Source organism: Spirosoma litoris (genome assembly GCF_054776755.1).
Genome location: NZ_BAAHBI010000010.1, coordinates 183,502 through 204,372 on the forward strand (window position 1 = coordinate 183,502; position 20,871 = coordinate 204,372).

A 20,871-nucleotide genomic window follows, 5' to 3' on the forward strand; every position below is an offset into this window, starting at 1 on the left:
TTGTATAAATAATCACAACATGAAACGACCGATAAAAATCCTGATTCTACAGTTTACATCTATCGGTGATGTTGTGCTTACAACGCCTGTTATTCGCTGTATAAAGCAGCAAATTCCAAATGCGATCGTGCATTTCTGCACACAACAGTCCTATCGGTCAATCATCGACTACAACCCATACATTGCCCAAACGCATTATAGCAACAATAGTCTGGTTAAACTAATCAAAGAGCTTCGCGCCGAACAGTTCGATTATGTGGTTGATCTGCAAAACACGCTTCAAACCCGCCTAATCAAAGCAACTTTAGGGTGCCGATCCTACAGTGTTGCCAAACAACCCTTTCGAGAGTGGCTATATATTCGATGGAAAGTGAACGCTATGCCTGAGCAACATATCGTTGACCGATACATGGCAGCAATACAACCGTTGGGCGTTGAAAACGACGGGCGAGGGCTGGATTATTTCATTCCCTACAAAGACGAAGTTGAAAGAGACTGGCTTCCCGAAACGCATCAGAATGGGTTTGTGGCTTATGCCATTGGCGGCCAAAGCCCAACCCGTCGACTGCCGGTTTTGCGTATGATTGAGTTATGCCTTAAGATCAATTACCCAATTGTCCTGCTTGGCGACGAAGCTGACCGTAAGAGGGGAAATGATATTGTAAAAGCCCTTGGTGAACGGCAGATTTATAATGCCTGTGGCCACTTCAACCTCAATCAATCTGCATCTCTATTGCGAGGAGCCCGAGTAGTGTTCAGTCATGATACAGGACTGATGCACATTGCGGCCGCTTTTCGCAAGAAAGTATATTCTATCTGGGGAAGCACAACGCCCCAGTTTGGATTTTATCCCTATAAAACGCCCCATGTCCGGCTCGAGACTCCCAGCCTGGGTTGCCGTCCCTGTTCAGCTACCAACTCGGGTAACTGCCCTATGAAACACTTCAAGTGTATGAACAGCCTCCCGTTCGATTTTGAAGTGAAAGAGTTAAGAGCAAAAAAGAAATTCGAGTAGACGATCAGAGCAAAATTTGTGATTTCACATGTAGGCGGATGTGGTAAAAGTGTTTATATTTGGGCATTCCTTTTGTGTTTGATACTATGAACCCCAATAAGCGCCTTGACCAAATTGAGCCAGTAATGGCCGATGTACTTCAAAAAGTTGATCGCCTGATTGAAGGCCACGGCCAACTTGTTGAGATGGTTGTTAGTACCAAAGCAGAACTTAAAGCTGCCGGAGAGAGCACTGCCAGAGCCGTAGCCCATCTGACTGTAACTACACAGAAACAATATGAAGAACTGAAAGCTGGCCAAGATGCGTTGAGGGCCAGCCATGAAGAGCTAAAAATTAGCCATGAAAAATTAACAGCTAGCCAAGAGAATTTGAAAGCCGGTCAAATAGAGCTGAAAGCTGGTCAGGATTTGATTTTGCAGATTTTACGTGAGAAACTTCCCTAATGCTACTGACCGAATAAGGATTGAAGAAATTAAAAAATCTGGATTTATGCATCCAGCATCTTCCGTACTCGTTCTGCCACAACATCAACTGAAATGTCATTCAGGCAGGCTAAATCACCTCGCCAGCAAGGTTTGTTCCCAAACACCGAACACGGGCGGCAAGTAAGTACATCGGTGGAAATTTGAAGAATGGCCTCATCTCCCTGACCCCAGGGGCCGAAACCAGCGTCGGGATGGGTAGCTCCCCAGATTGATAATACGGGCACACTGCTTAGAGCCGCTAGGTGCATATTGCCAGAATCCATGCAAAGCATCCCCGTCAGCCGCGAAATGAGCAATAACTCTGCCGACATTGACAGTTTACCTGCTACCAGAACAACTTGCGGAAATTGTTGGCGTAAGGTTTCGAGCTGAGCTATTTCGGCACTTCCCCCTCCAAATAGAAAAACAGTACACGGTTGATCTGCGAAGACCTTTTCAAGTAAAGGTGCGAATCGGTCGAAGGGCCACATTTTTTGCTCATGTTGGGCAAAAGGAGCGATGCCAAGCCAGGGTACGTTGGGGACGATGGTCTGGCTACTAAGAAAAGTACGCAGTTCTTCGTCGCTCGAGGTAAAGGGCGGAAACTGAAACGGTTGCGCAGGTTGAAGTGGAAAACCCGCTTTCGCAAATACCTGAGCGTATCGTTCTACACTGTGCTGTAATTGCCCACGGATTTTATTCTCTTTTCGCGTGAGGGCCTTCTTCTCCGCTCGTCCTTTATCAATAGTCACTGACGGAACCCGCACGAATCGAAACAAACTTTTCAGGACGCTTGATCGAAGATTCTGATGAGCATCAACGACAACTAGAAACGAAGCGAGCTGCCGTAGCTCATTGAATAGTCGAACCAGCCCTATAAAGCCTTTATGTTGACTATCAAAGTCGGCTTCAAGGATTCGAACGTTTGGGAACTGCTTGAAAAAGACGGCGAATTTAGCTCTCGTCACCAGTGTAATTCCCACATCTGGATACCGTTGTGTGAATGCCTGCACCACAGGAGCCAGCAAGGCAACATCACCCATGGCCGAGAAGCGGAGAAGGAGAAGATTCTTTTTCAAGAGAGGAGTATGGTATGTATGGTGTATGATATAGGATGTATTTGGCTGGACAGTTGTCATACATCCTATATCGTACACCATACATCATTTTATTTCTGTCCGTAAAGTACAGGATTCAATGTAGGATCATTGTACATCTTCATCTGGCGGTAAACTTTCATGTACCGATCGCCATTTTGAATGTCTTCGATCAGCTCATCAAAGCAACGAGCCAAATCACTTTCCTGCTCAAGTAGTACAGTCAGCTTCTGTTGTGCTTTCAGGCGGTGTTCTTCGGAAACGGACGTTCGGTCGACTTGCTCGCGGAAGTGATAGAGCTTGAGTTGCAGAATCGACATGCGGTCGAGAAGCCAGGCTGGTGTTTCGGAGTTCATTCGGGCAGTTGGCTTAGGTGTAGTATCCGAAAACAGGTTAGAAAACCAACTGTCAATCAACTCCACGGTATCGGTGCGGTCCTGATTCGACTGATCAATCCGCCGTTTGATCATCACTAACTCACTAGGTTGAATAGTTGGGCTACGAATAATATCTTCGAGATGCCACTGGACGGTATCGATCCAATTCTTTTGATATAACAGAAAGGCAATATCATTCGATGAATACGGATTTTGAATAGGGGTATCAACAAAATCGGTCAGGTGGTAATCCTGAATACTCTGCCGAAAAATGTCGTTAGCAAACGTAGCGTTCATAGGCAATTAATCGTTTGCAAAGATATAGGTTTTTGATCGGAATGCCTGTGATTACAATCAGGCTAACTCCCAATATGTCATTAGAACGGTTTGGCATATAATGCCTATATTTGTATTATTTCGCTGATTTCTTAGGTTTAAGTATTATTTTAAATAATTGTTTAAAAAAACTATTTAAAATAATTGCTTGTTACTTAAGAACAACATACTTTTGATTCGTCAACATGAAAAAGAACATGGATTGTAGCATCACCCTCCCGTCAAAGTCAACCGAAGAGCGCATTCGGGAAGCTGCTAAGCGGGTATTTCTGGAGAAAGGATTCGATGGTGCTACATCTCGGGATATTGCTGAGGCTGCTAATATTAATATTGCTTTGACTAACTACTATTTCCGTAGTAAGGAAAAGCTGTTCATGAACATTTTTGAGGAAATGCTTCAATTGTTCTTCAACGGAATGATTGATATCATGAATCATCCAATTAGTCTGCGGGAAAAAATTGCGGAGTTGATCAATCATGATTTCCAACTGATGAAAGAGAATCCAACTCTTTCGCTCTTCGTCATGAACGAAATACACCGCAATCCGGAGCGTATGGCCACTTGCATGGGTGTCATGAAACAAATTCATCACTCAATGTTCGAAGAGCAACTCCAGAAGGAAGTTAAGCTTGGAACGATCCGGGATATTAGTGCGATGCATCTCTTGCCCATGATCTTCTGTAATATTCAGTTTCTGTTTATTGGTAAGTCTATGCACATGAAAATGTGGCAGATGAGTGCCGAGCAATTCGATGAATTTGCCGACAAGCATAAGAATTTAGTCACTGACATGATTACCAACTATCTATTTGAGTACGAAAAAGCTTAAGGGCTTTTTTTTTACTCCTATTTTAAACAAATTTTTAAAATTGTCAATTAAATACGATGTTTAAAACGGATCTATTAACATCATCCATAAGACCCATTCGATGGTACCTTGCTGCTGTTCCTCTGTTTTTGGGGAGTTCGCTGGTCCAGGCGCAGGATCAGACACTTGAACAACTGATCAACAAAGCGTTGACGAATAACTTCAGTGTGCAATCGGCCCGGTTGGACGAAATCAAAACAGAAGCCCAAATTGCCGAAGTAAGAGCTAGTGCAAGGCCACAGGTGAACCTGTCGGGCGATTACCGACGCTATCTAAAAATTCCGGGTCAGGTTATTCCGGCATCCGTATTCGGTGGTCCAGAAGGGTCGTATGCGGCAGTGGCATTTGGGTTGCCGTATAACCTGTCGACTAGCGTACAGGCTACACAAGCCCTGTATAATCAGTCGTTGCTGATTGCAACAAAAGCCGCCAAAGCCAGCCGGAATTTGTCGGCGCTGCAAACACAGAAAGTTAAAGAGGATGTGGCATACAACGTATCGGCAACGTATTACAATCTTCAAACGACAGCCCAGCAAATCGCTTTTCTACGAAGTAATCTGGTTGCTACCGAGCGCCTTATTCGAATCACCGAATTACGTCGTCAGAATCAATTAGCCCAGGGTATCGACGTAGACCGACTGCAACTCAGCAAAACGGCGTCACAGACCCAGATTGAATCCCTTCAGGCGACTTATAATCAGTTACTTAATAACTTGAAATTTCTGACGGGATTGGCCCAAACCGATTCTCTGCAAGTTGCAACAGGTATTGAAAAAACGATTCCGGTTGCACCCAGTAACGAATACACAATCAATCGGACTGATTTGCAATTGATTGATCAGCAGAAAGTAATCAACGGATTAGAACAGCAAAACGTCAAATCGACTTTTGTGCCTACCGTGAATGCGTATGGTGTGGCGAACAGTTCAGTATATGCCATTGGTGGTGATAATTCATACATTAAAAATTTGCCCGGTTATTGGTTGGGTCTGCAACTGAACTGGAATGTGTTTGATGGCCTCGCTCGGAAAGCCAAACTGAGCCAGAAGAAAATCGACGATCAGAAACTGGACGTACAACTGCGCCAAACTCGTGAGTCGATTTCGATGGACATTGCCAATTCCCGTACCAAGTTCCTGGTCGAACAACAGAACCTGTCGACAAATCAAAGTCAGGTAACATTAGCCGAAAAGGTCTATACGCAAACTCAGCTCCAATTCAAGGAAGGCACGGTCGACATTACCGATGTTGTCCAGGCCGAAAACTCCCTTCGCGATGCACAAAACAACTACCTAACTACGCTGGTCAATCTTCGCACGGCCGAATTAGACTGGAAAAAAGCGACGGGTAGCTTAATCAGTCGCTAAATCAACCCCATTTACGCAACCTGTTAAAATCTTACAAACAACACCATGAAACGAATTTTGGTAGTACTTGCTCTTGTTGGCACGCTTGGCCTGACCGCCTGGACATTAGTCAACAACAAAAAAGAAGTCGAAGCAAAAGTGTACAAGCCCAACGCTGATCAAAAAGTTGGGGTGCGGACAGCCGTTGCCGAATTACGCAACCTGTCGCAGGAAACCGAGTTTTTGGGATCATTTTCACCAAATCGGGAAATTGAAATCCGGCCACAAGCGGGCGGTCAAATTATTGCGCTACCGATTGAAGAAGGCCAAACCGTTGGCGCAGGTCGATTGATTGCCAAATTAGATGACGATCAGCTTAAGTACCAGATTGAAGCAGCTCAGGTGACGCTAGAAGGTTATCAGAACGACCTCAAACGGTACGAAAATCTGGTAAAAGGTGACGCCACACCCGCCGTCAATCTGGAACGGACACAGCTTAACATCCGATCGACGCAGGCGCAAATCAAACAGCTCCAGAAACAGGTTGCTAATACGACCGTTACAACGCCATTTTCGGGAATTATCACCGAGAAAATGGTGGAGAAAGGTTCTGTTGTTTCTGTAGGATCGCCTATTGCCAAAGTGACCGACATTTCGACGCTGAAATTAGTGGTTCAAATCCCTGAAAAAGCCATCAATCAATTCCACGTTGGCCAAACACTACCAATTGAAACAGAAGTTTATCCCGATGCTCATTTCAACGGACGTATTTCGATGATTGCGGCTCAAGGCGATGCTGCTCATAATTACCCTGTTGAAATTACGGTTAGCAACTCTGGTCAAAACAAGCTTCGTGCGGGTATGTACGGTTCCATTGCCAATACCAATAAAGTGAAAAGCCAGACGTTGAGTGTGCCCCGTCAGGCCATTATCGGATCGGCAAAAGAACCACAGATTTACGTAGTCGAAAATGGGAAAGCGATCTTGAAATCAGTCCAAATTGGCGCGACAACGAACGAGTACTACGAAATTACGAAGGGCCTGAAAGCTGGTGATCAAGTGGTTACAAGCGGTCAAATCAACCTGCAAAACGGCACACTGGTCACTGCTCAATGATATGATAGAACGCTGATTTCTATGATTGTTATGATGTTTTATGATCTATAGAGAAAATCATAGCTAATCTTAAAGCTCATAAGTATCTGCGTTCTATCTCAACTAATCAGAAAAATGAAATTTGTCGAAACCATTATCAAACGTCCCTCGCTCATTATCGTACTGTTTGCGATTCTGACCATAGGTGGCTTGTTTTCATACCGGATGCTGAGCTACGAGCTGCTACCGGAATTTTCTACCCCTGTTATTACGATCACCACGGTTTATCCGGGTGCGGCTCCGTCGGAAGTTGAAACGGAGATTAGCCGAAAAATAGAGGATGCCATATCGGGTCTGGATAACCTTGACGATGTGAAAGCTAACTCGTTCGAAAACGCGTCGGTTGTTGTTGTTCAGTTTAAAGCAGGAACCGACATCGACCTGGCTTTACAGGATGCTCAGCGTGAAATCGATAAAATGGTCAGCGATTTGCCCGACGATGCCGAGCAGCCTTCGCTATCGAAAATATCGCCTAGTGACCAGCCCATCATGCAGTTACTGGCCACCTCCACCTTGCCAAACGAAGTATTTTACCAGCAGGTAGAAGATAAGTATTTGCCTATCCTTCAGCAGATTAAAGGGGTTGCCGACATCACGATGGTTGGGGGCGACAAGCGCGAAATTCGGATCAATGTCAATGACGATAAACTGAATTACTATGGTCTATCGCTGCTACAAGTAACGCAGGCAATCAACCAGGCGAACCTTGACTTCCCGACTGGGAAAGTAAAAAGCACAACGGAGAACATGACGCTTCGTCTCGCTGGGAAATTTTCATCGCTGGATGACATACGCAAACTGGTTGTTGCAACCCCAATGAATGGCAGTCCTATTCGCGTGAGTGATGTTGCCAACGTAACCGATGGCATCACCGAGCCAACCAGTATCAGCCGTTTCAACGGTCAGAACGGTATTGGTCTGTTTATCAAGAAACAATCCGATGCCAATGCTGTCGAAATCAGTAAGTTGGTTCAGGAAAAACTGGCTGTAGTTGAAAAGGAAAACGCCAAAGACAAGGTCAATTTCGCCATTGCCTACGACAGTAGCGTATTTACCTTGGCCTCGGTCGAAGCCGTTACGCACGATTTGATTCTGGCCGTTGGACTGGTGGCCATTGTAATGTTGCTGTTCCTGCATAGCCTCCGAAATGCCTTCATCGTGATGGTGTCGGTACCGGCGTCGCTGATTTCGGCTTTCCTGTTCATGTATGTAATGGGGTATTCGCTCAACCTGATGACGTTGCTGGCTCTGTCGCTCGTGATTGGTATTCTGGTCGATGACTCCATCGTGGTGCTCGAAAATATTCAGCGACACCTTGAAATGGGTAAAAACCGGTGGCAAGCTACGCTCGATGGAGTTAGCGAAATCGGCTTTGCGGCCGTTGCGATTACCCTTGTAATTGTGGTAGTATTCGTGCCGATTACGTTCGTCGATGCGGTTATCGCCGATTTATTACGCCAATTCTCACTGACCGTTGCCTTCGCTACACTGGTTAGTTTGCTGGTCAGTTTTACCCTGACACCCTGGTTGACCTCCATGCTGGCCAAGCTGGAACATTTGAATCCAAAGAATCCATTTCAGGCATTCCTGTTGTGGTTCGAAAAAGGACTTACTGCCCTGATCGCCGGGTATCATAGCAGCCTTGCCTGGGTATTGAGCCATAAACTGGCGTTCACCGGAATTCTAATCGCTATTTTCGTTGCCACAGGCTGGGTAATGAGCCTTGGTATTATTGGTTCGGAGTTCGTGGCCCAAGGCGATCAGGGCAAGTTTCTGCTCACCGTAAAACTCGATAAGAGTGTGTCGTTGCAGCAGAACAACCTTACATCCAGAGCTATTGAAAACTACCTCCGTAAGAAACCGGAAGTTCAAACGATCTTCGCCAACGTGGGCGGAGCAAGCACGGGGATCAACAGTACCGGGCAAGGTTCAACGAACCGTACCGAATTAACCGTACAACTGGCTGACGCTGCCGAACGTCCTGGTCATAAGCCAACGGAGCAGTACATGATCGATGTTCGGAAAGAACTGGAAGCTCATTTCCCGGCTATTGAATTTGGTTCGTCGGTTATTGGGATCGTTAATTCGGGTACAGCACCTATCGAAATTTTCCTGAGTGGTAACGATGTAAACCAGAATCTGGCAGCGGCTCAGGAACTGGCCAATCGAATTAGTCGGACACCCGGTGCCAACGACGTAAACGTATCGGTCGAGGCCGGAAACCCTGAAGTTCAGGTAGAAATTGATCGGGAGAAAATGGCAAAACTGGGGCTGAACATTCAAACCGTTGGCGGGACCTTACAAAACGCCTTTGCCGGTAACGATGACTCCAAGTTTCGGGATGATGGTGAAGATTACGACATCCGTGTCATGCTGGATGCCTTCGACCGCAAAAATCCGGATGATGTGAAGAACATCAATTTCTTCAGTCCATCAGCCAATCGTTCGGTGCGACTAGCAGAGTTCGCCAACGTGTCGTTAAGCAATGGTCCTTCGTTGCTGGAACGGAAAAACCGTCGCTCGTCGGTTACGGTTACCGCCAATACGTTGGGAACGGGCTCAGGAACCTTAACGGCTGTTATTCAGGCTGATCTGGCAAAGAACCCTTTACCTGCCGGTGTAACGGTGAGCTGGGGTGGTGATGCCAAAAACCAAAGTGAAGGATTTGGCTCGCTGGGTATCGCGATGCTGGCGGGTCTGATGCTGGTATACTTCATCATGGTCTTGCTCTACGATAGCTTTGTGTATCCGTTTGTCGTGTTGTTCTCGATTCCAGTAGCGGTCATTGGTGCCCTGTTGGCTCTGGCGTTGAGTTCGTCGAACATCGGTATTTTCGCCATGCTGGGTATGCTGATGCTGATTGGTCTGGTGGTGAAAAACGCCATCCTGATTGTCGATTTTGCCAACCAGCAGAAAGCCGAAGGGGTACACTTCAAACAAGCGATTCTGCACGCTGGCGAAGAACGCTTGCGTCCTATTCTGATGACGACCATTGCGATGGTTATCGGGATGGTGCCGATTGCCACCGCGTCGGGGGCGGGTGCCGAATGGAAAAACTCGCTGGCCTGGGTACTGATCGGCGGCTTGACTAGCTCGATGGTGCTCACCGTTTACCTGGTGCCGATGATGTACTACATCGTAGACCGCATTCAGGAGAAATGGACGAACTTCCGAGCTAAGTCTAAACCAGCGAAATTTGTTGAAGAAGTAGCCGTTTCTTAATTGTTTACGGTTTACAGTATTCGGTTTACGGTTGGCTGACGCGTAGTTGCTTTCGCCGATCCGCCGGTGCGGTCAGCTGACCGTAAACTGAATACCGTAAACAAGATACCACAACCCTAAAAAACTCCTCCTTTTAAAAACCATGACACTATCTCAAATAAATAACCGCTTACAGGAAATTCTTGCCAGCATTGGCATCAGCTTGACAGCTCTGACCGATCAGGCCAGTTTTGCTCGGGACTTGGGGCTTGATTCGCTCGATATTACAGACTTGATGCTTCAGGTCGAAACCAGTTTTAATATTCGTATTCCCGACGAAGACTGGTGGAAACTCCAGACGGTTGGCCAATTGAAGAGTTACCTGGCCGATGAGATGATTTTTGATTAAAAATGCCCACCTCTATGATAGAGCGCTAATTCCGATTCGGGGTTAGCGCTTTTTTTATGTATTAAATCGAATATCTATCCCGTAGGGATCAAACAGCGTAGCGTCGGTAGATCAAGTAATCTTTTGAGTCTGCAAACGTGCCGTCAGGTACGTAACTAGCCGCGTACCTGACGGCACGCCAAGAAAGGATCGGGACGATATTTACTACCAACGCTTCGCTGTTTAATCCCTACGGGATAACTCCTTGGCGTCTAATAGCGGATGGCTCAAAATGTCCGGTGATTGGCCATTGTAAACGAAAATAGCCTTGTACTTTTACGGTCTAATTCAGTGATTCAATGGCTCGTAGTGCACAAGTAATTTTTGTTGTACCGCCACGCGTACACGTTCTTGACCTGACGGGACCGATTCAGGTTTTTTACGAAGCTAGGGAATATGGGGCGCCTTATCAACTGACCTATTGTTCTTTTCAAAGCTCTGTTACCAGTTCGGCAGGCTTGAATTTCGGTGCTGTATTGCCCTACAATGAGGTCCAAACCCATCCGGGAGATTACATTTTTCTGCCGGGTATGGAAATGGAATATATTCGGTCGGAGCTAAAAGAGGAGACGATTTTCTTTGATTGGCTTCAGCAGCAACAGGCAAAAGGCGTGTACCTGTGCTCGGTGTGTACAGGCGCTTTTATCCTGGCACAAGCCGGATTGCTTGATGGCCGAAAATGTACGACGCACTGGAAACGGATTGATGAACTGCAGGCAACCTATCCGAAATTGATGGCCCAAACTGACAGGTTGTTTGTGAAGGATGGAAATCTCTATACCAGCGCAGGCATCACAGCAGGTATCGATCTGGCTTTAGCAATTCTGGAAGAGCAGGAGGGGCCGTTGTTTGCCACGAAAATAGCCCGCGAGTTAGTCGTATATTTTCGGCGAGGGGCTGAGCATACGCAGAAAAGCGTTTACCTCGATTACCGAAACCACATGAACGTGGCTATTCACCAGATGCAGGACTGGCTGATTGCCAACCTGGAAGCCAAAGCAACGTTGGAGGATCTGGCCGAAATCGCTAATATGAGTACCCGTAACCTGACGCGAACCTTTCGCAAAGAAACCGGTATAACCATCCACGATTACACAACCCGATTACGGTTGGAATTGGCCCGAACGCTACAACATAATCCGGGCATGACTATGGAAGCTATTGCCGCTAAATGTGGCTTTCAGGATGCACGCCAACTCCGCCGAATCTGGCAAAAATCGAATAATACAGCTACTGTAAGACAGTCATTTACCTCCTAACAATTATACTAATGAAGCTCCTAATCAATTACACCCGCTACACGTTGTTGACTTGCTTGCTGGCAATGCCTCTCGATTACACGTTCGCTCAGAAATCTGGAAAGAAAGAGGTATTAATGGCTTATTATTGTGAACCTTGCAACAATGTCTGCGATCTGGAACGGCATGACGGACCGGGTGTGTGTAAGCATTGTGGCATGCCCCTGGTCAAACGCAGTGTTGCCCTGATGGACTCACTTCGGAATAATCAGAAAAAGTCGACGAAGCGCAACGTGGCTATCTTTATTCACAACGGCGTTGAGGTGCTTGATTTTTCGGGGCCAAGCGAGGTATTTGCCTCAACAGAAGGTTTCAATGTGTATACAGTTTCGCTTACGAAAGAGCCTATTACCAGCCAGGGTTTCATCAAAATTGTACCCAACTATAGCCTTGCCGACTGCCCAAAGCCAGATATTGTGGTGTTGCCCGGTGGCCAAACCGGCCCGTTTATTGAGAATAAAATATTGATCGACTGGATAAAAGCCTGTTCGCAGGATGCCGAAATTATGCTGTCGGTTTGTACAGGAGCTGGTTTACTAGCGAAAGCGGGCTTGCTGGATGGTAAACAAGCTACCACTTTTCACAACTATATCGACAACCTGCAAAAGGCAACGCCCAAAGCCAAAATACTCCGTAACACCCGCTTTGTCGACAATGGTCAAGTGATCACAACGGCTGGCGTATCGGCTGGTATTGACGGCGCGCTCCACGTCGTGGCTAAATTGAAAGGACTTGCTGTTGCTACACAGACAGCCCGTTATATGGAGTATGATAAATGGAAACCTAACGAAGGGCTGGTTGTTGCGCAGACGGCAAAATTAGAAACAGGGAGAAAGTAAAGCTGTTTAGGGCTATTTACAGTTGTTTTTTTGTCATGCTGACGAAGGAAGCATCTTAATGCATCCAAACACATTATTCAGGAAAATTTAAGATGCTTCCTTCGTCAGCATGACAAAAAAAGCTGTATACGATTCAAGTTCCTACTGCAATGTTTCCCAAACTTGAAAACTATCGCCCACACCAAATTCTGACTGATTGGGGGGGAACTCCATAAAGCCATCGGCTGCCAACAAGTTAGCAAAGTCGGCAGAACCCGAGCCTGGTAATGGATGGGCTAACGTCCGACCATCCATTTCGGATGTTAGTCGAACGGGCAGAAAATAAGTCATATTCGGTTTAAATGTCACAGATTCAGCTAATTGAGCATACCGAATTGTCGCAGGAGCTAACCCAAGTGATGCGCGCAGATAAGGCAGGACATATCGATATGCGCAGAGTACGGTTGAAACAGGATTTCCGGGTAGTGCAAAGACCGTTTTGCCGGATGCCGATGTGCCAAACCAGAGTGGTTTGCCTGGGCGCTGGTCGATCTTGTGAAAATGCTTTTGGACACCCAGTTTCTCCAGTGTATCAGGCACAAAATCAGCTTTGCCCGCCGAAACTCCACCGCTAAGAATCAACATATCGTTAGTCACGAGTAAGTCTTCTAAGCCTTTTTCTAACTGCTCTTCATCATCCACAATATGATGTAAAGTGGCCTGAATACCCAGCGACAGTAGTGCTGCCTGAAGCATATAAGTATTCGATCGGCGAATTTGATAGGGTAGGGGCGTATCGGAAACGTCAACTAATTCGTCGCCGGTTGAGACGAGAGCAACACGAGGCAGTGCCGTAACCAGCAACGTGGATTGACCTACCGAAGCGGCCACAGCTAATTCGGAAGGACCAAGACGTGTACCAACAGACATGAGTTCGTCGTTCGCCCGACGATCGGTAGCCTGCGGGTGAATGTGCATACCCATCTGAATTGGGCCAAAAGGCGTGTTTTCAACAACAATGCTTGCCTGCCCATCCACAATGCGAATTTCTTCATAACGGGCTATCGTATCAGCGCCAATAGGCAACATAGCCCCCGTCATTACTTCCAGACAAGTACCCGAATCCTGTAGCGTTTGCTGAGGCTGACCCGCACGTTGCATACCAATAACCCGAAACGTACGTTGCCCCGCTGCGTAATCGGCAAATCGAATGGCAATTCCGTCCATCGCTACTCGATTGAAGGGAGGAAAGTCGCGGTCGGCTCGAACAGCTTCACGTAGAACGCGGCCGTTGGCATCGAGAAGCGAAACGGTTTCGGTTGGGAGTGAAAGCAGGTGTTGTTGAGTAATAGAGAAAGCGTCGGAAACGGAAAGCATAAGGATTTACGATTTACGGGGTATGATTTACGATTTATTGCCGACGAAATTAGGATTCAGTTTATGAACCTCAATGCAGAATGTAATCCAGTTAAACTCGATGCAGGGTAGTTGTGCCTAATTTATGCTTATATTTGTCATGTACGATTAACAAGAACTAACGGATGGCCACGGAAATTGTTAGTAATTATAAAAATCTGGTCGCTCATATCGGAAGCCTTATTGACGTTGCCGGTTATCGAAATGATTACATCGCGAAGAAAATAGGAATCTCGCCAGTTAGCTTTGCTACGAAAAAAAAACGAAATAACTTTTCTGTTGATGAAGTGGAAAAGATAATTCAGCTAATTGAAAACGAGGATGTTGATGATTATTTGATGGCTAAGATTATGGAAGCTCGCGCCGATGAGCCAATCATCTCTCTGGCTGACTTAAAAACCCAGATGGGATGGAAATAACTGTTCGTAAATCTTTCGTTAAAGAACTACAAAAATTGCCATCTAAAATTCAGCAATCTGTTCGAGAGGTTTTAGACGAATTGGAGAAGGCTACTGATCTGGAAAGTTCTGGTGTCGATTACAAATACTTGGAAGGGCAGAAAAAAGATCAGAATTATTACCGGATTCGGATTGGTGGCTGGCGAATGGGAGTGGAGTATATGCCCCCGGCCAACGAGCAAACTGCCGCTGCGATTGTCATTACAATTTTGAGTAGAGGAGATATTTACAAGAAATTTCCACCTAAATAAGGGATTATCTTTTATGAGCGAATTTTCGCATCTCAATGCCGAAGGAAATCCGGCAATGGTCGACGTAGGAGCGAAAATCGTTACTCGTCGAACCGCCCGCGCCCAGAGTATCGTTTCATTGGGGCCAGATATTATGCAACACCTAACAGGCACCGATATTTCTACGAAGAAAGGTCCCGTATTTCAGACAGCTATCATTGCGGGGACAATGGCGGCCAAACGAACCGACGATCTGATTCCACTTTGTCATTCGCTTGGCCTGGATAATTGCCAGATTACAATCACGACCGAAGGAACGGATGCTATTGTGGATTGCCTGGTTTCGACCGAAGGCAAAACTGGAGTCGAAATGGAAGCGTTAGTAGGGGCATCGGTTGCGGCTTTGACCATTTACGATATGTGCAAAGCCTTCTCGCACGACATCATTATCAAGGAAACCAAGCTCATGGAAAAAACGGGCGGTAAACGCGATTTTCATCGTGAGTAAGCTAAATGGACTTGTCTTAGCTGGTGGTCGAAGCACCCGAATGGGTCAGGATAAATCGCAGTTGGTCTATCATAGAAAACCCCAACGTGAGCACCTGACCGAATTGCTCAGGCCCTATTGTAGTGTGGTTTTCTGGTCGGTGAATGCAATGCAGGCCAATGAACTGATGGATTCTGATCAACTTCGGATTGTCGACGCGTTTGATATTCCAACGCCACTCAACGGAATTTTGTCGGCGTTTCAATACGATGCCGAAGCGGCCTGGTTCGTTGTAGCCTGTGATATGCCCTTATTGACTGTTCAATCGCTCGATGCACTTGTAAAAGGCCGGAACACGGCAAAAAAAGCGACGGTTTTCTACGATTCGGATGGGCAATTGCCTGAACCTCTGTTGGGTATTTATGAACCTGCTTTTGGGCCAATTTTACATCAGGCCATTGCTGATGGAGTTTATTCGCCACGACAATTGCTTCAACAAAATGATGTCCAGCTACTGACTCCGCCAGAAATTCGGGAATTAACCAATATCAATGACCAAGTGGCCAGAGCGAAGTTGGGTTTATAAAACATCGGTCTGGAATTCAGGTTCATACTTAAAACCAGTTGGTATGAACCCACTTCGACATCTCCTGCTGACTGCTGGCTCGCTTCTATTGGGGAGTGCGGCCACAGCCCAGCGCCAGTCTCCTCCGCCCGAATTAAGCTCGTTTAGCGAACAGCGGATTAAACATCAAAAAACTCTGGGATTAACATTGGGTAGCTTTGCGCTTGCCAATATTGCGGTTGGAGCTATAGCCTCTGGACAGACAACGGGCGAGACGAAGTATTTCCATAAAATGAATGTATATTGGAATCTGGTCAATCTTGGCATTGCTGGGGCTGGTTTGCTAGCATCGCGGAAACGGCCGTCGAATGGCGAAACGATAGCCGATGCCGTTCGGAAGCATGAGAACATGAAGCAGATTTTGCTCGTCAATGCTGGTTTAGATGTTGCCTATGTGATTGGTGGGGCTTATTTGCGGGAACGTGCCGAATCTCATCCCGATAAGGCCGATCAATTGCGAGGCTATGGCAAATCCATTATGGTGCAAGGCGGTTTTCTGCTGGCGTTCGATTTAGTGAACTACTTCATTTTCAAAAATCGGGGCGATAAGCAGGAGCGACTACTACTCTCCGTCAGTCCAGCAGGCGTTGGGGTAGTTTTGCCGATTCGGTAAATGAATAGATTGATATACTGTCCGAACTAATCCTGATACGGAGCCGTTCTGCGATAATTTACTAATCGCACCGGCGACCCGGCGCTACTGAGCAATGCAGGCCCATTTACAACCCTTTCAAACATTCATTACCAATGCGCTTGTCTATATTCAACAAGACCCCGACGCGATTGGATTAGCGGCTGGTGGCTCATGGGCATCGGGCGAAATCGATGCTTACTCTGACCTTGATTTGGTATTGGTGACAGCCCAGAAAATTGCACCCGACGTTGAAAAGATGCAGGCGTATGCAGCAAAACTTGGACCCGTATTGGCCTCTTTTCGGGGCGATCACGTAGGCGAACCCCGCTTATTGATCGTTCTCTACGAAAACGCGTTGCTGCACGTTGATATTAAGTTTCTGACACCCGATGAATTTTATCATCGTGTTGAAGATCCAACCATACTTTGGGAGCGTGATCAGGCATTGAGTACAATTATTCAGGAATCAACGGCGCAATACCCACCTTTTGATTTTCAATGGGCCGAGGATCGATTCTGGATTTGGACACACTATGCCGCGCTTAAAGTAGGGCGTGGGGAGTTTTTTGAGGCTATTGATTTTCTGGCCTTTGTCAGAAATGCTGTATTGGGGCCAATGCTGCATCTTAAAAATGAAAGCTTGCCTCGGGGAGTTCGTCGGGCCGAAACGACCTTTGGCTCGCTTGAGCTTACGAAGCTTCGTAAAACGGTGTCAATGCCTGATCGAACAACGTTGCTGAGTAGTTTATGGGAAGTCATGTACCTCTACGAATCGCTGCGAGACGCGCTGGTCCCTGATACATTTCAGAAAAACAGAGCTGCTCAGATAGCGGTTACCAAGTATCTTGCTGCACTTTAAAAATGGTCAGGAATAGTCAGGTGGTTGTCAAGTATGGTTAGGTAATTGTTACCGAAAAGCAAGCAAAATTTGACCATTTCTGACAACAACCTGACTATTCCTGACAACCCTTGACAAAAGTAATTATGACTAATCAAGATGAGTATTTTTTGCGTGAAGCTATTCAACTGGCTCGCGAGGGTATGACAACAGGCAAGGGTGGGCCTTTTGGTTCGATTGTGGTTCGGAATGGTGAAATTGTTGGGCGTGGCTGTAACCAGGTTACTTCAACAAACGACCCGACAGCTCATGCCGAAGTCGTAGCCATTCGGGATGCCTGCCGAAATCTGGGCACATTTCAGCTCGATGATTGTACCTTATATGCGTCCTGCGAACCCTGCCCTATGTGTTTGGGAGCTATCTATTGGGCGCGTCCCAGCCGAATCGTGTACGGAGCCTTTCATTCTGATGCAGCAGGAGCCGGTTTCGACGATCAGTTTATCTACGAAGAATTAGATAAGCCCCGCGAGGAGCGCCATATTCCGATGCATCAACTTTTGCACGAAGAAGCCGGAGCCGTTTTTCAGGAATGGATTGCCATGGAGAAACGAATTCTGTATTAATCGCGTACCAATCTAAAAGGGTGTAGGACAAGTTTATTTTTCTGACAGGATTGACAAGATTTACAAGATGCCCTATGACTACAATCCTGTAAATCTTGTCAATCCTGTCAGAAAAAGAGAAGACGCAATCTGCGTCCATCTAAAACGAAGTATTCGTTCTCGGTGTAAAAGCCGTACTTTTGCAGAAAAAAAGTCGCTTCTGATTATCTGATTGCTGAAGCAACTAACTAAACTAGTCTACGTCATGCCAGGAATGGAATTTTTTGGAGCGGCCGAGCGCAAGGAAATCAACGATGTGCTTGAGACCGGTATCCTGTTTCGGTATAATCACGAAGCGCAACGCAATAATATTTACAAAGCCCGTGAGTTTGAGGCTGAAGTTGCTAAGGTAGTTGGTGCCAAATACGCCCATGCCGTATCGAGTGGCTCGACGGCGGTTTTGTGTGCGTTGGCCGCTGCCGGAATCGGTGCTGGCGACGAAGTTATCGTGCCGCCTTTTACCTATATCGCTACGGTCGAAGCCGTATTGATGGCCGGTGCTTTACCCGTTTTCGCGGATATCGACGAGACCCTTTGCTTAAGCGCCGAGGGAATTCGGAAAGCCATTACGCCGAAAACCAAAGCGATTTGTCTGGTGCATATGTGTGGCCAAATGGCGAACATGGATGACATCATGGCTATCGTGAATGAGCATAATCTGGTGCTGGTTGAAGATGCCGGTCAGGCAATGGGCGCGAGCTATAAAGGTGTTTCAACGGGCCTTTGGGGAAAAACGGGCGCTTACTCGTTCGATTTTTTTAAGATTGCTACAGCGGGTGAAGGTGGCATCATGGTTACGAACGACGAGACGGCCTACAAACACGCCGATTCCTACTCTGACCACGGTCACGATCACGTTGGTACGAACCGGGGGATGGAGCAGCACCCAATTCTGGGCTTTAACTACCGAATCAGCGAGCTTCATGCCGCTGTTGGTCTGGTGCAAACGCGCCGGGTTCCCGAGATTATCAAGAGTAACAACGCACACAAAAAACAATTGATGGAAGCGCTGGGAACGGTTCCAGGGGTATCGTTCGCAACGATTCCTGACGCCGATGGTGACTCGGCTACCTTCCTGAACCTGTTGATGGCCGATACCGATTCCGCGCAACGCACTGTTGCCGAGTTAAATGCGGCTGGTGTAGGCGGTTTCAATTATTGGTACACCAACATGTACCATTTTATAAACCAGTGGACCCACATCAAAGAAATGAAGACGGCTGCGCCCTTAGCCATCGAGAAGTTTGGGGCTCCACAGGATTATAAAAACCTCGATATCCCAAACGCACAAGCGACAATTGGTCGATTGATTTCGTTCGGCATTCGGGCAAGCTGGACGGCAGAAGAAGTGGCGACCTTGGCGAAAAACATTGAAGCCGCCGTTCGGAAAGCAACACTGGTAGAAGCGTAATTTTTAGCCATTATGGCTTGACAATACAATGGTAGCAGCACCAATACAAACCACGCATAAAAATTTCAAAGGCATCGAGAAGACAGTTTTCGGTCGGGGGAGTTTTTCACAACTCGACGAAATTCTGGCTCCACGTCGGGCCGATAATGAAGGTTACTTCGTTTTTCTGGTCGATAATTATTTCAAAGGCAAAACCCTGGAAAGTCAGGTTCCGGCTCATGCCGAGGATTTGACTTATTACATTAGTGTTGAGGAGCACGAGCCAACCACCGAACAGATCGACCAGCTTCGCGATGAGATTCTGGCTAAAAAAGGCTTGCCATCGGGGGTTGTTGGTATTGGTGGCGGAAGCATCATGGACATTGCGAAAGCCTTGTCGCTCATGCTAACCAACGAAGGTTCATCGACGCTTTATCAGGGCCTGAATCTGATTAAAAAGCCGGGTGTTTATCACGTGGGTGTTCCAACGATTTCGGGAACGGGGGCTGAAGTATCGATGACGGCGGTGTTGACCGGCCCCGTTAAAAAACTGGGCTTGAAGTGCGAATGGACCGTTTTCAACCAGGTTGTCCTCGATCCTGACCTGATTGCCAGCGTACCTCGCAACTGGTGGTTCTATACAGGTATGGATACCTATATTCACTGCATTGAATCGGAGAATGGGCGAATGAACAATGCCTATTCGCACGCGTATGCCGAGCAAGCCATGAAACTTTGCCGGGAGGTTTATCTGGGCGAAAAATCGGGTCAGACACCGGAGAACGACGACAAACTAATGGTGGCTTCGTTGATGGGTGGTCTTAGCCTGACGTATTCTGAAGTGGGCGTTTGTCATGCGTTGAGCTACGGCCTGTCGAAAATTCTGGGAACTCGGCATTGTTATGCCAATTGCCTGATCATGAATCATCTCGAAGACTACTATCCGCAAGGAGTAGCCGAGTTCAAGGAGATGGTCGCCTATCACCAGATTGATTTGCCACAGGGTTTATCGAAAGATTGGAGCGACGACATCATCACCCAAATGGCGCATGTATCGTACAATCTGCCGCACATGTGGTTGCACGCCATCGGCGACAACTGGCAGGAAGTTATTACGATTGACTTGCTGAAAGATTTGTTCCGCAGATTGTAGGCCCAGGTTTTTTGATAACTGATCGATGAAAAACATACTTAGAATCCTGCTCATTGTACTGACCGTATCGGTGAATATTGGGTGCGATCAGGTGTCAAAAAATATTGTGAGAACGAAGGTAAACTACGGCGAAAGCATTCCGCTATTGGATAGCCATCTAACGCTCACGAAAGTGGAAAATACGGGGGCTTTCCTAAGTGTAGGCGAGTCGTTACCACCGATGCTAAAGAGCTTGCTACTACAAATTTTGCCCTTGCTGGCTATCGTGCTGGGTTTTGGTTATCTGCTATTCCGATTTAATACGCCCCGGCTGTTTGTGGCAGGCGCTTGTTTTATCATTGGCGGTGGCATCGGGAATCTCATCGACCGAATGGCGTATGGGTCGGTGACCGACTTTTTACATATCAGTTTCGGTATTTTTCAAACGGGTATCTTCAACATGGCTGATGTATCGGTTATGGTGGGTGCCGGGTTTATTCTGCTTAATTCCTTCCTGAAAAACCAGAAGGATGACGGCCAATTAAGTATATGATAAGTAGGGTTGCTATTGATTC

Annotated in this window: 22 protein-coding genes; 19 read left to right on the forward strand and 3 right to left on the reverse strand. The window is 46.8% G+C overall.

Annotation, left to right across the window (positions count from 1 at the left end; all coding sequences use genetic code 11):
* Positions 1-19 precede the first annotated feature (19 nt).
* Together ACYVGR_RS07130 and ACYVGR_RS07135 are read left to right on the forward strand one after the other, a co-directional pair.
* Positions 20-1,015, forward strand: a complete 996-nt coding sequence (locus ACYVGR_RS07130; RefSeq protein ID WP_460954987.1) for a glycosyltransferase family 9 protein — start codon at positions 20-22, stop codon at positions 1,013-1,015.
* A gap of 86 nt (positions 1,016-1,101) precedes the next feature.
* Entirely contained in the window at positions 1,102-1,458 is a 357-nt protein-coding gene (locus ACYVGR_RS07135; RefSeq protein WP_460954989.1) for a hypothetical protein, read from the forward strand.
* 44 nt (positions 1,459-1,502) lie between these two features.
* Here the strand turns inward: ACYVGR_RS07135 and ACYVGR_RS07140 are convergent, their stop codons facing one another.
* Both ACYVGR_RS07140 and ACYVGR_RS07145 read right to left on the reverse strand, forming a co-directional pair.
* Complete coding sequence (locus ACYVGR_RS07140; RefSeq protein WP_460954991.1) at positions 1,503-2,558, reverse strand: glycosyltransferase family 9 protein; 1,056 nt, start codon at positions 2,556-2,558, stop codon at positions 1,503-1,505.
* An 89-nt stretch (positions 2,559-2,647) separates the two neighbouring features.
* Positions 2,648-3,250 carry a DUF4254 domain-containing protein gene (locus ACYVGR_RS07145; RefSeq protein WP_460954993.1) on the reverse strand — a complete coding sequence of 201 codons (603 nt, stop codon included), beginning with the start codon at positions 3,248-3,250 and terminating at the stop codon, positions 2,648-2,650.
* A 224-nt stretch (positions 3,251-3,474) separates the two neighbouring features.
* Between ACYVGR_RS07145 and ACYVGR_RS07150 the strand changes: the two genes are divergently transcribed.
* The 7 genes from ACYVGR_RS07150 to ACYVGR_RS07180 all read left to right on the forward strand — a co-directional run bounded on the left by ACYVGR_RS07150 (position 3,475) and on the right by ACYVGR_RS07180 (position 12,445).
* Positions 3,475-4,119, forward strand: coding sequence for a TetR/AcrR family transcriptional regulator (locus ACYVGR_RS07150; protein ID WP_460954995.1), 645 nt, complete (start codon positions 3,475-3,477; stop codon positions 4,117-4,119).
* Between the two features lie 56 nt (positions 4,120-4,175).
* Positions 4,176-5,525 (forward strand): TolC family protein, encoded by a 1,350-nt coding sequence (locus ACYVGR_RS07155; protein WP_460954997.1) that lies wholly within the window; start codon positions 4,176-4,178, stop codon positions 5,523-5,525.
* 45 nt (positions 5,526-5,570) lie between these two features.
* Positions 5,571-6,620 (forward strand): efflux RND transporter periplasmic adaptor subunit, encoded by a 1,050-nt coding sequence (locus ACYVGR_RS07160; RefSeq protein ID WP_460954999.1) that lies wholly within the window; start codon positions 5,571-5,573, stop codon positions 6,618-6,620.
* Positions 6,621-6,734: 114 nt separating this feature from the next.
* Positions 6,735-9,881, forward strand: coding sequence for an efflux RND transporter permease subunit (locus ACYVGR_RS07165; protein ID WP_460955001.1), 3,147 nt, complete (start codon positions 6,735-6,737; stop codon positions 9,879-9,881).
* Positions 9,882-10,023: 142 nt separating this feature from the next.
* Entirely contained in the window at positions 10,024-10,269 is a 246-nt protein-coding gene (locus ACYVGR_RS07170; protein WP_460955003.1) for an acyl carrier protein, read from the forward strand.
* Between the two features lie 338 nt (positions 10,270-10,607).
* Positions 10,608-11,567 carry a GlxA family transcriptional regulator gene (locus ACYVGR_RS07175; RefSeq protein WP_460955005.1) on the forward strand — a complete coding sequence of 320 codons (960 nt, stop codon included), beginning with the start codon at positions 10,608-10,610 and terminating at the stop codon, positions 11,565-11,567.
* An 11-nt stretch (positions 11,568-11,578) separates the two neighbouring features.
* Positions 11,579-12,445, forward strand: coding sequence for a DJ-1/PfpI family protein (locus ACYVGR_RS07180; RefSeq protein WP_460955007.1), 867 nt, complete (start codon positions 11,579-11,581; stop codon positions 12,443-12,445).
* Positions 12,446-12,586: 141 nt separating this feature from the next.
* On the opposite strand, the gene ACYVGR_RS07185 is transcribed toward ACYVGR_RS07180, so the two are convergent.
* A complete protein-coding gene (locus ACYVGR_RS07185) occupies positions 12,587-13,801 on the reverse strand; it encodes a molybdopterin molybdotransferase MoeA (RefSeq protein WP_460955009.1) in 1,215 nt (404 codons plus the stop codon).
* 164 nt (positions 13,802-13,965) lie between these two features.
* Here ACYVGR_RS07185 and ACYVGR_RS07190 point away from each other — a divergent pair, with 164 nt between their 5' ends.
* The 10 genes from ACYVGR_RS07190 (at position 13,966) to lspA (ending at position 20,849) form a co-directional block, all read left to right on the forward strand.
* Complete coding sequence (locus ACYVGR_RS07190) at positions 13,966-14,259, forward strand: hypothetical protein (RefSeq protein WP_460955011.1); 294 nt, start codon at positions 13,966-13,968, stop codon at positions 14,257-14,259.
* The gene (locus ACYVGR_RS07195; RefSeq protein ID WP_182463508.1) at positions 14,250-14,549 is read left to right on the forward strand and encodes a type II toxin-antitoxin system RelE family toxin; all 300 of its coding nucleotides are present in this window, start codon (positions 14,250-14,252) and stop codon (positions 14,547-14,549) included. Before ACYVGR_RS07190 ends, ACYVGR_RS07195 begins: the two co-directional genes overlap by 10 nt.
* A 13-nt stretch (positions 14,550-14,562) precedes the next feature.
* Positions 14,563-15,036, forward strand: coding sequence for a cyclic pyranopterin monophosphate synthase MoaC (gene moaC, locus ACYVGR_RS07200; RefSeq protein WP_460955014.1), 474 nt, complete (start codon positions 14,563-14,565; stop codon positions 15,034-15,036).
* Positions 15,029-15,601: an NTP transferase domain-containing protein gene (locus tag ACYVGR_RS07205; protein WP_460955016.1), complete on the forward strand. Its 573-nt coding sequence runs from the start codon at positions 15,029-15,031 to the stop codon at positions 15,599-15,601. Before moaC ends, ACYVGR_RS07205 begins: the two co-directional genes overlap by 8 nt.
* Before the next feature lie 43 nt (positions 15,602-15,644).
* The gene (locus ACYVGR_RS07210; protein ID WP_460956076.1) at positions 15,645-16,253 is read left to right on the forward strand and encodes a DUF6992 family protein; all 609 of its coding nucleotides are present in this window, start codon (positions 15,645-15,647) and stop codon (positions 16,251-16,253) included.
* 94 nt (positions 16,254-16,347) lie between these two features.
* Positions 16,348-17,133: a nucleotidyltransferase domain-containing protein gene (locus ACYVGR_RS07215; protein ID WP_460955018.1), complete on the forward strand. Its 786-nt coding sequence runs from the start codon at positions 16,348-16,350 to the stop codon at positions 17,131-17,133.
* 125 nt (positions 17,134-17,258) lie between these two features.
* Positions 17,259-17,735 carry a nucleoside deaminase gene (locus ACYVGR_RS07220; protein WP_460955020.1) on the forward strand — a complete coding sequence of 159 codons (477 nt, stop codon included), beginning with the start codon at positions 17,259-17,261 and terminating at the stop codon, positions 17,733-17,735.
* Positions 17,736-17,979: 244 nt separating this feature from the next.
* On the forward strand, positions 17,980-19,185 hold the full coding sequence (locus ACYVGR_RS07225) for a DegT/DnrJ/EryC1/StrS family aminotransferase (RefSeq protein ID WP_460955022.1): 1,206 nt from the start codon (positions 17,980-17,982) through the stop codon (positions 19,183-19,185).
* 28 nt (positions 19,186-19,213) lie between these two features.
* The gene (locus ACYVGR_RS07230; protein WP_460955024.1) at positions 19,214-20,317 is read left to right on the forward strand and encodes an iron-containing alcohol dehydrogenase family protein; all 1,104 of its coding nucleotides are present in this window, start codon (positions 19,214-19,216) and stop codon (positions 20,315-20,317) included.
* A 25-nt stretch (positions 20,318-20,342) separates the two neighbouring features.
* Entirely contained in the window at positions 20,343-20,849 is a 507-nt protein-coding gene (gene lspA, locus ACYVGR_RS07235; RefSeq protein ID WP_460955026.1) for a signal peptidase II, read from the forward strand.
* The last annotated feature ends 22 nt before the right edge of the window (positions 20,850-20,871 follow it).

Coding starts and splice junctions, on each gene's coding strand:
- ACYVGR_RS07130 (WP_460954987.1), top strand. CDS start 20: ATGAAACGACCGATAAAAATCCTGATTCTACAGTTTACATCTATCGGT.
- ACYVGR_RS07135 (WP_460954989.1), top strand. CDS start 1,102: ATGAACCCCAATAAGCGCCTTGACCAAATTGAGCCAGTAATGGCCGAT.
- ACYVGR_RS07145 (WP_460954993.1), bottom strand. CDS start 3,250: ATGAACGCTACGTTTGCTAACGACATTTTTCGGCAGAGTATTCAGGAT.
- ACYVGR_RS07150 (WP_460954995.1), top strand. CDS start 3,475: ATGAAAAAGAACATGGATTGTAGCATCACCCTCCCGTCAAAGTCAACC.
- ACYVGR_RS07155 (WP_460954997.1), top strand. CDS start 4,176: ATGTTTAAAACGGATCTATTAACATCATCCATAAGACCCATTCGATGG.
- ACYVGR_RS07160 (WP_460954999.1), top strand. CDS start 5,571: ATGAAACGAATTTTGGTAGTACTTGCTCTTGTTGGCACGCTTGGCCTG.
- ACYVGR_RS07165 (WP_460955001.1), top strand. CDS start 6,735: ATGAAATTTGTCGAAACCATTATCAAACGTCCCTCGCTCATTATCGTA.
- ACYVGR_RS07170 (WP_460955003.1), top strand. CDS start 10,024: ATGACACTATCTCAAATAAATAACCGCTTACAGGAAATTCTTGCCAGC.
- ACYVGR_RS07175 (WP_460955005.1), top strand. CDS start 10,608: ATGGCTCGTAGTGCACAAGTAATTTTTGTTGTACCGCCACGCGTACAC.
- ACYVGR_RS07180 (WP_460955007.1), top strand. CDS start 11,579: ATGAAGCTCCTAATCAATTACACCCGCTACACGTTGTTGACTTGCTTG.
- ACYVGR_RS07185 (WP_460955009.1), bottom strand. CDS start 13,801: ATGCTTTCCGTTTCCGACGCTTTCTCTATTACTCAACAACACCTGCTT.
- ACYVGR_RS07190 (WP_460955011.1), top strand. CDS start 13,966: ATGGCCACGGAAATTGTTAGTAATTATAAAAATCTGGTCGCTCATATC.
- ACYVGR_RS07195 (WP_182463508.1), top strand. CDS start 14,250: ATGGAAATAACTGTTCGTAAATCTTTCGTTAAAGAACTACAAAAATTG.
- moaC (WP_460955014.1), top strand. CDS start 14,563: ATGAGCGAATTTTCGCATCTCAATGCCGAAGGAAATCCGGCAATGGTC.
- ACYVGR_RS07210 (WP_460956076.1), top strand. CDS start 15,645: ATGAACCCACTTCGACATCTCCTGCTGACTGCTGGCTCGCTTCTATTG.
- ACYVGR_RS07215 (WP_460955018.1), top strand. CDS start 16,348: ATGCAGGCCCATTTACAACCCTTTCAAACATTCATTACCAATGCGCTT.
- ACYVGR_RS07220 (WP_460955020.1), top strand. CDS start 17,259: ATGACTAATCAAGATGAGTATTTTTTGCGTGAAGCTATTCAACTGGCT.
- ACYVGR_RS07225 (WP_460955022.1), top strand. CDS start 17,980: ATGCCAGGAATGGAATTTTTTGGAGCGGCCGAGCGCAAGGAAATCAAC.
- ACYVGR_RS07230 (WP_460955024.1), top strand. CDS start 19,214: ATGGTAGCAGCACCAATACAAACCACGCATAAAAATTTCAAAGGCATC.
- lspA (WP_460955026.1), top strand. CDS start 20,343: ATGAAAAACATACTTAGAATCCTGCTCATTGTACTGACCGTATCGGTG.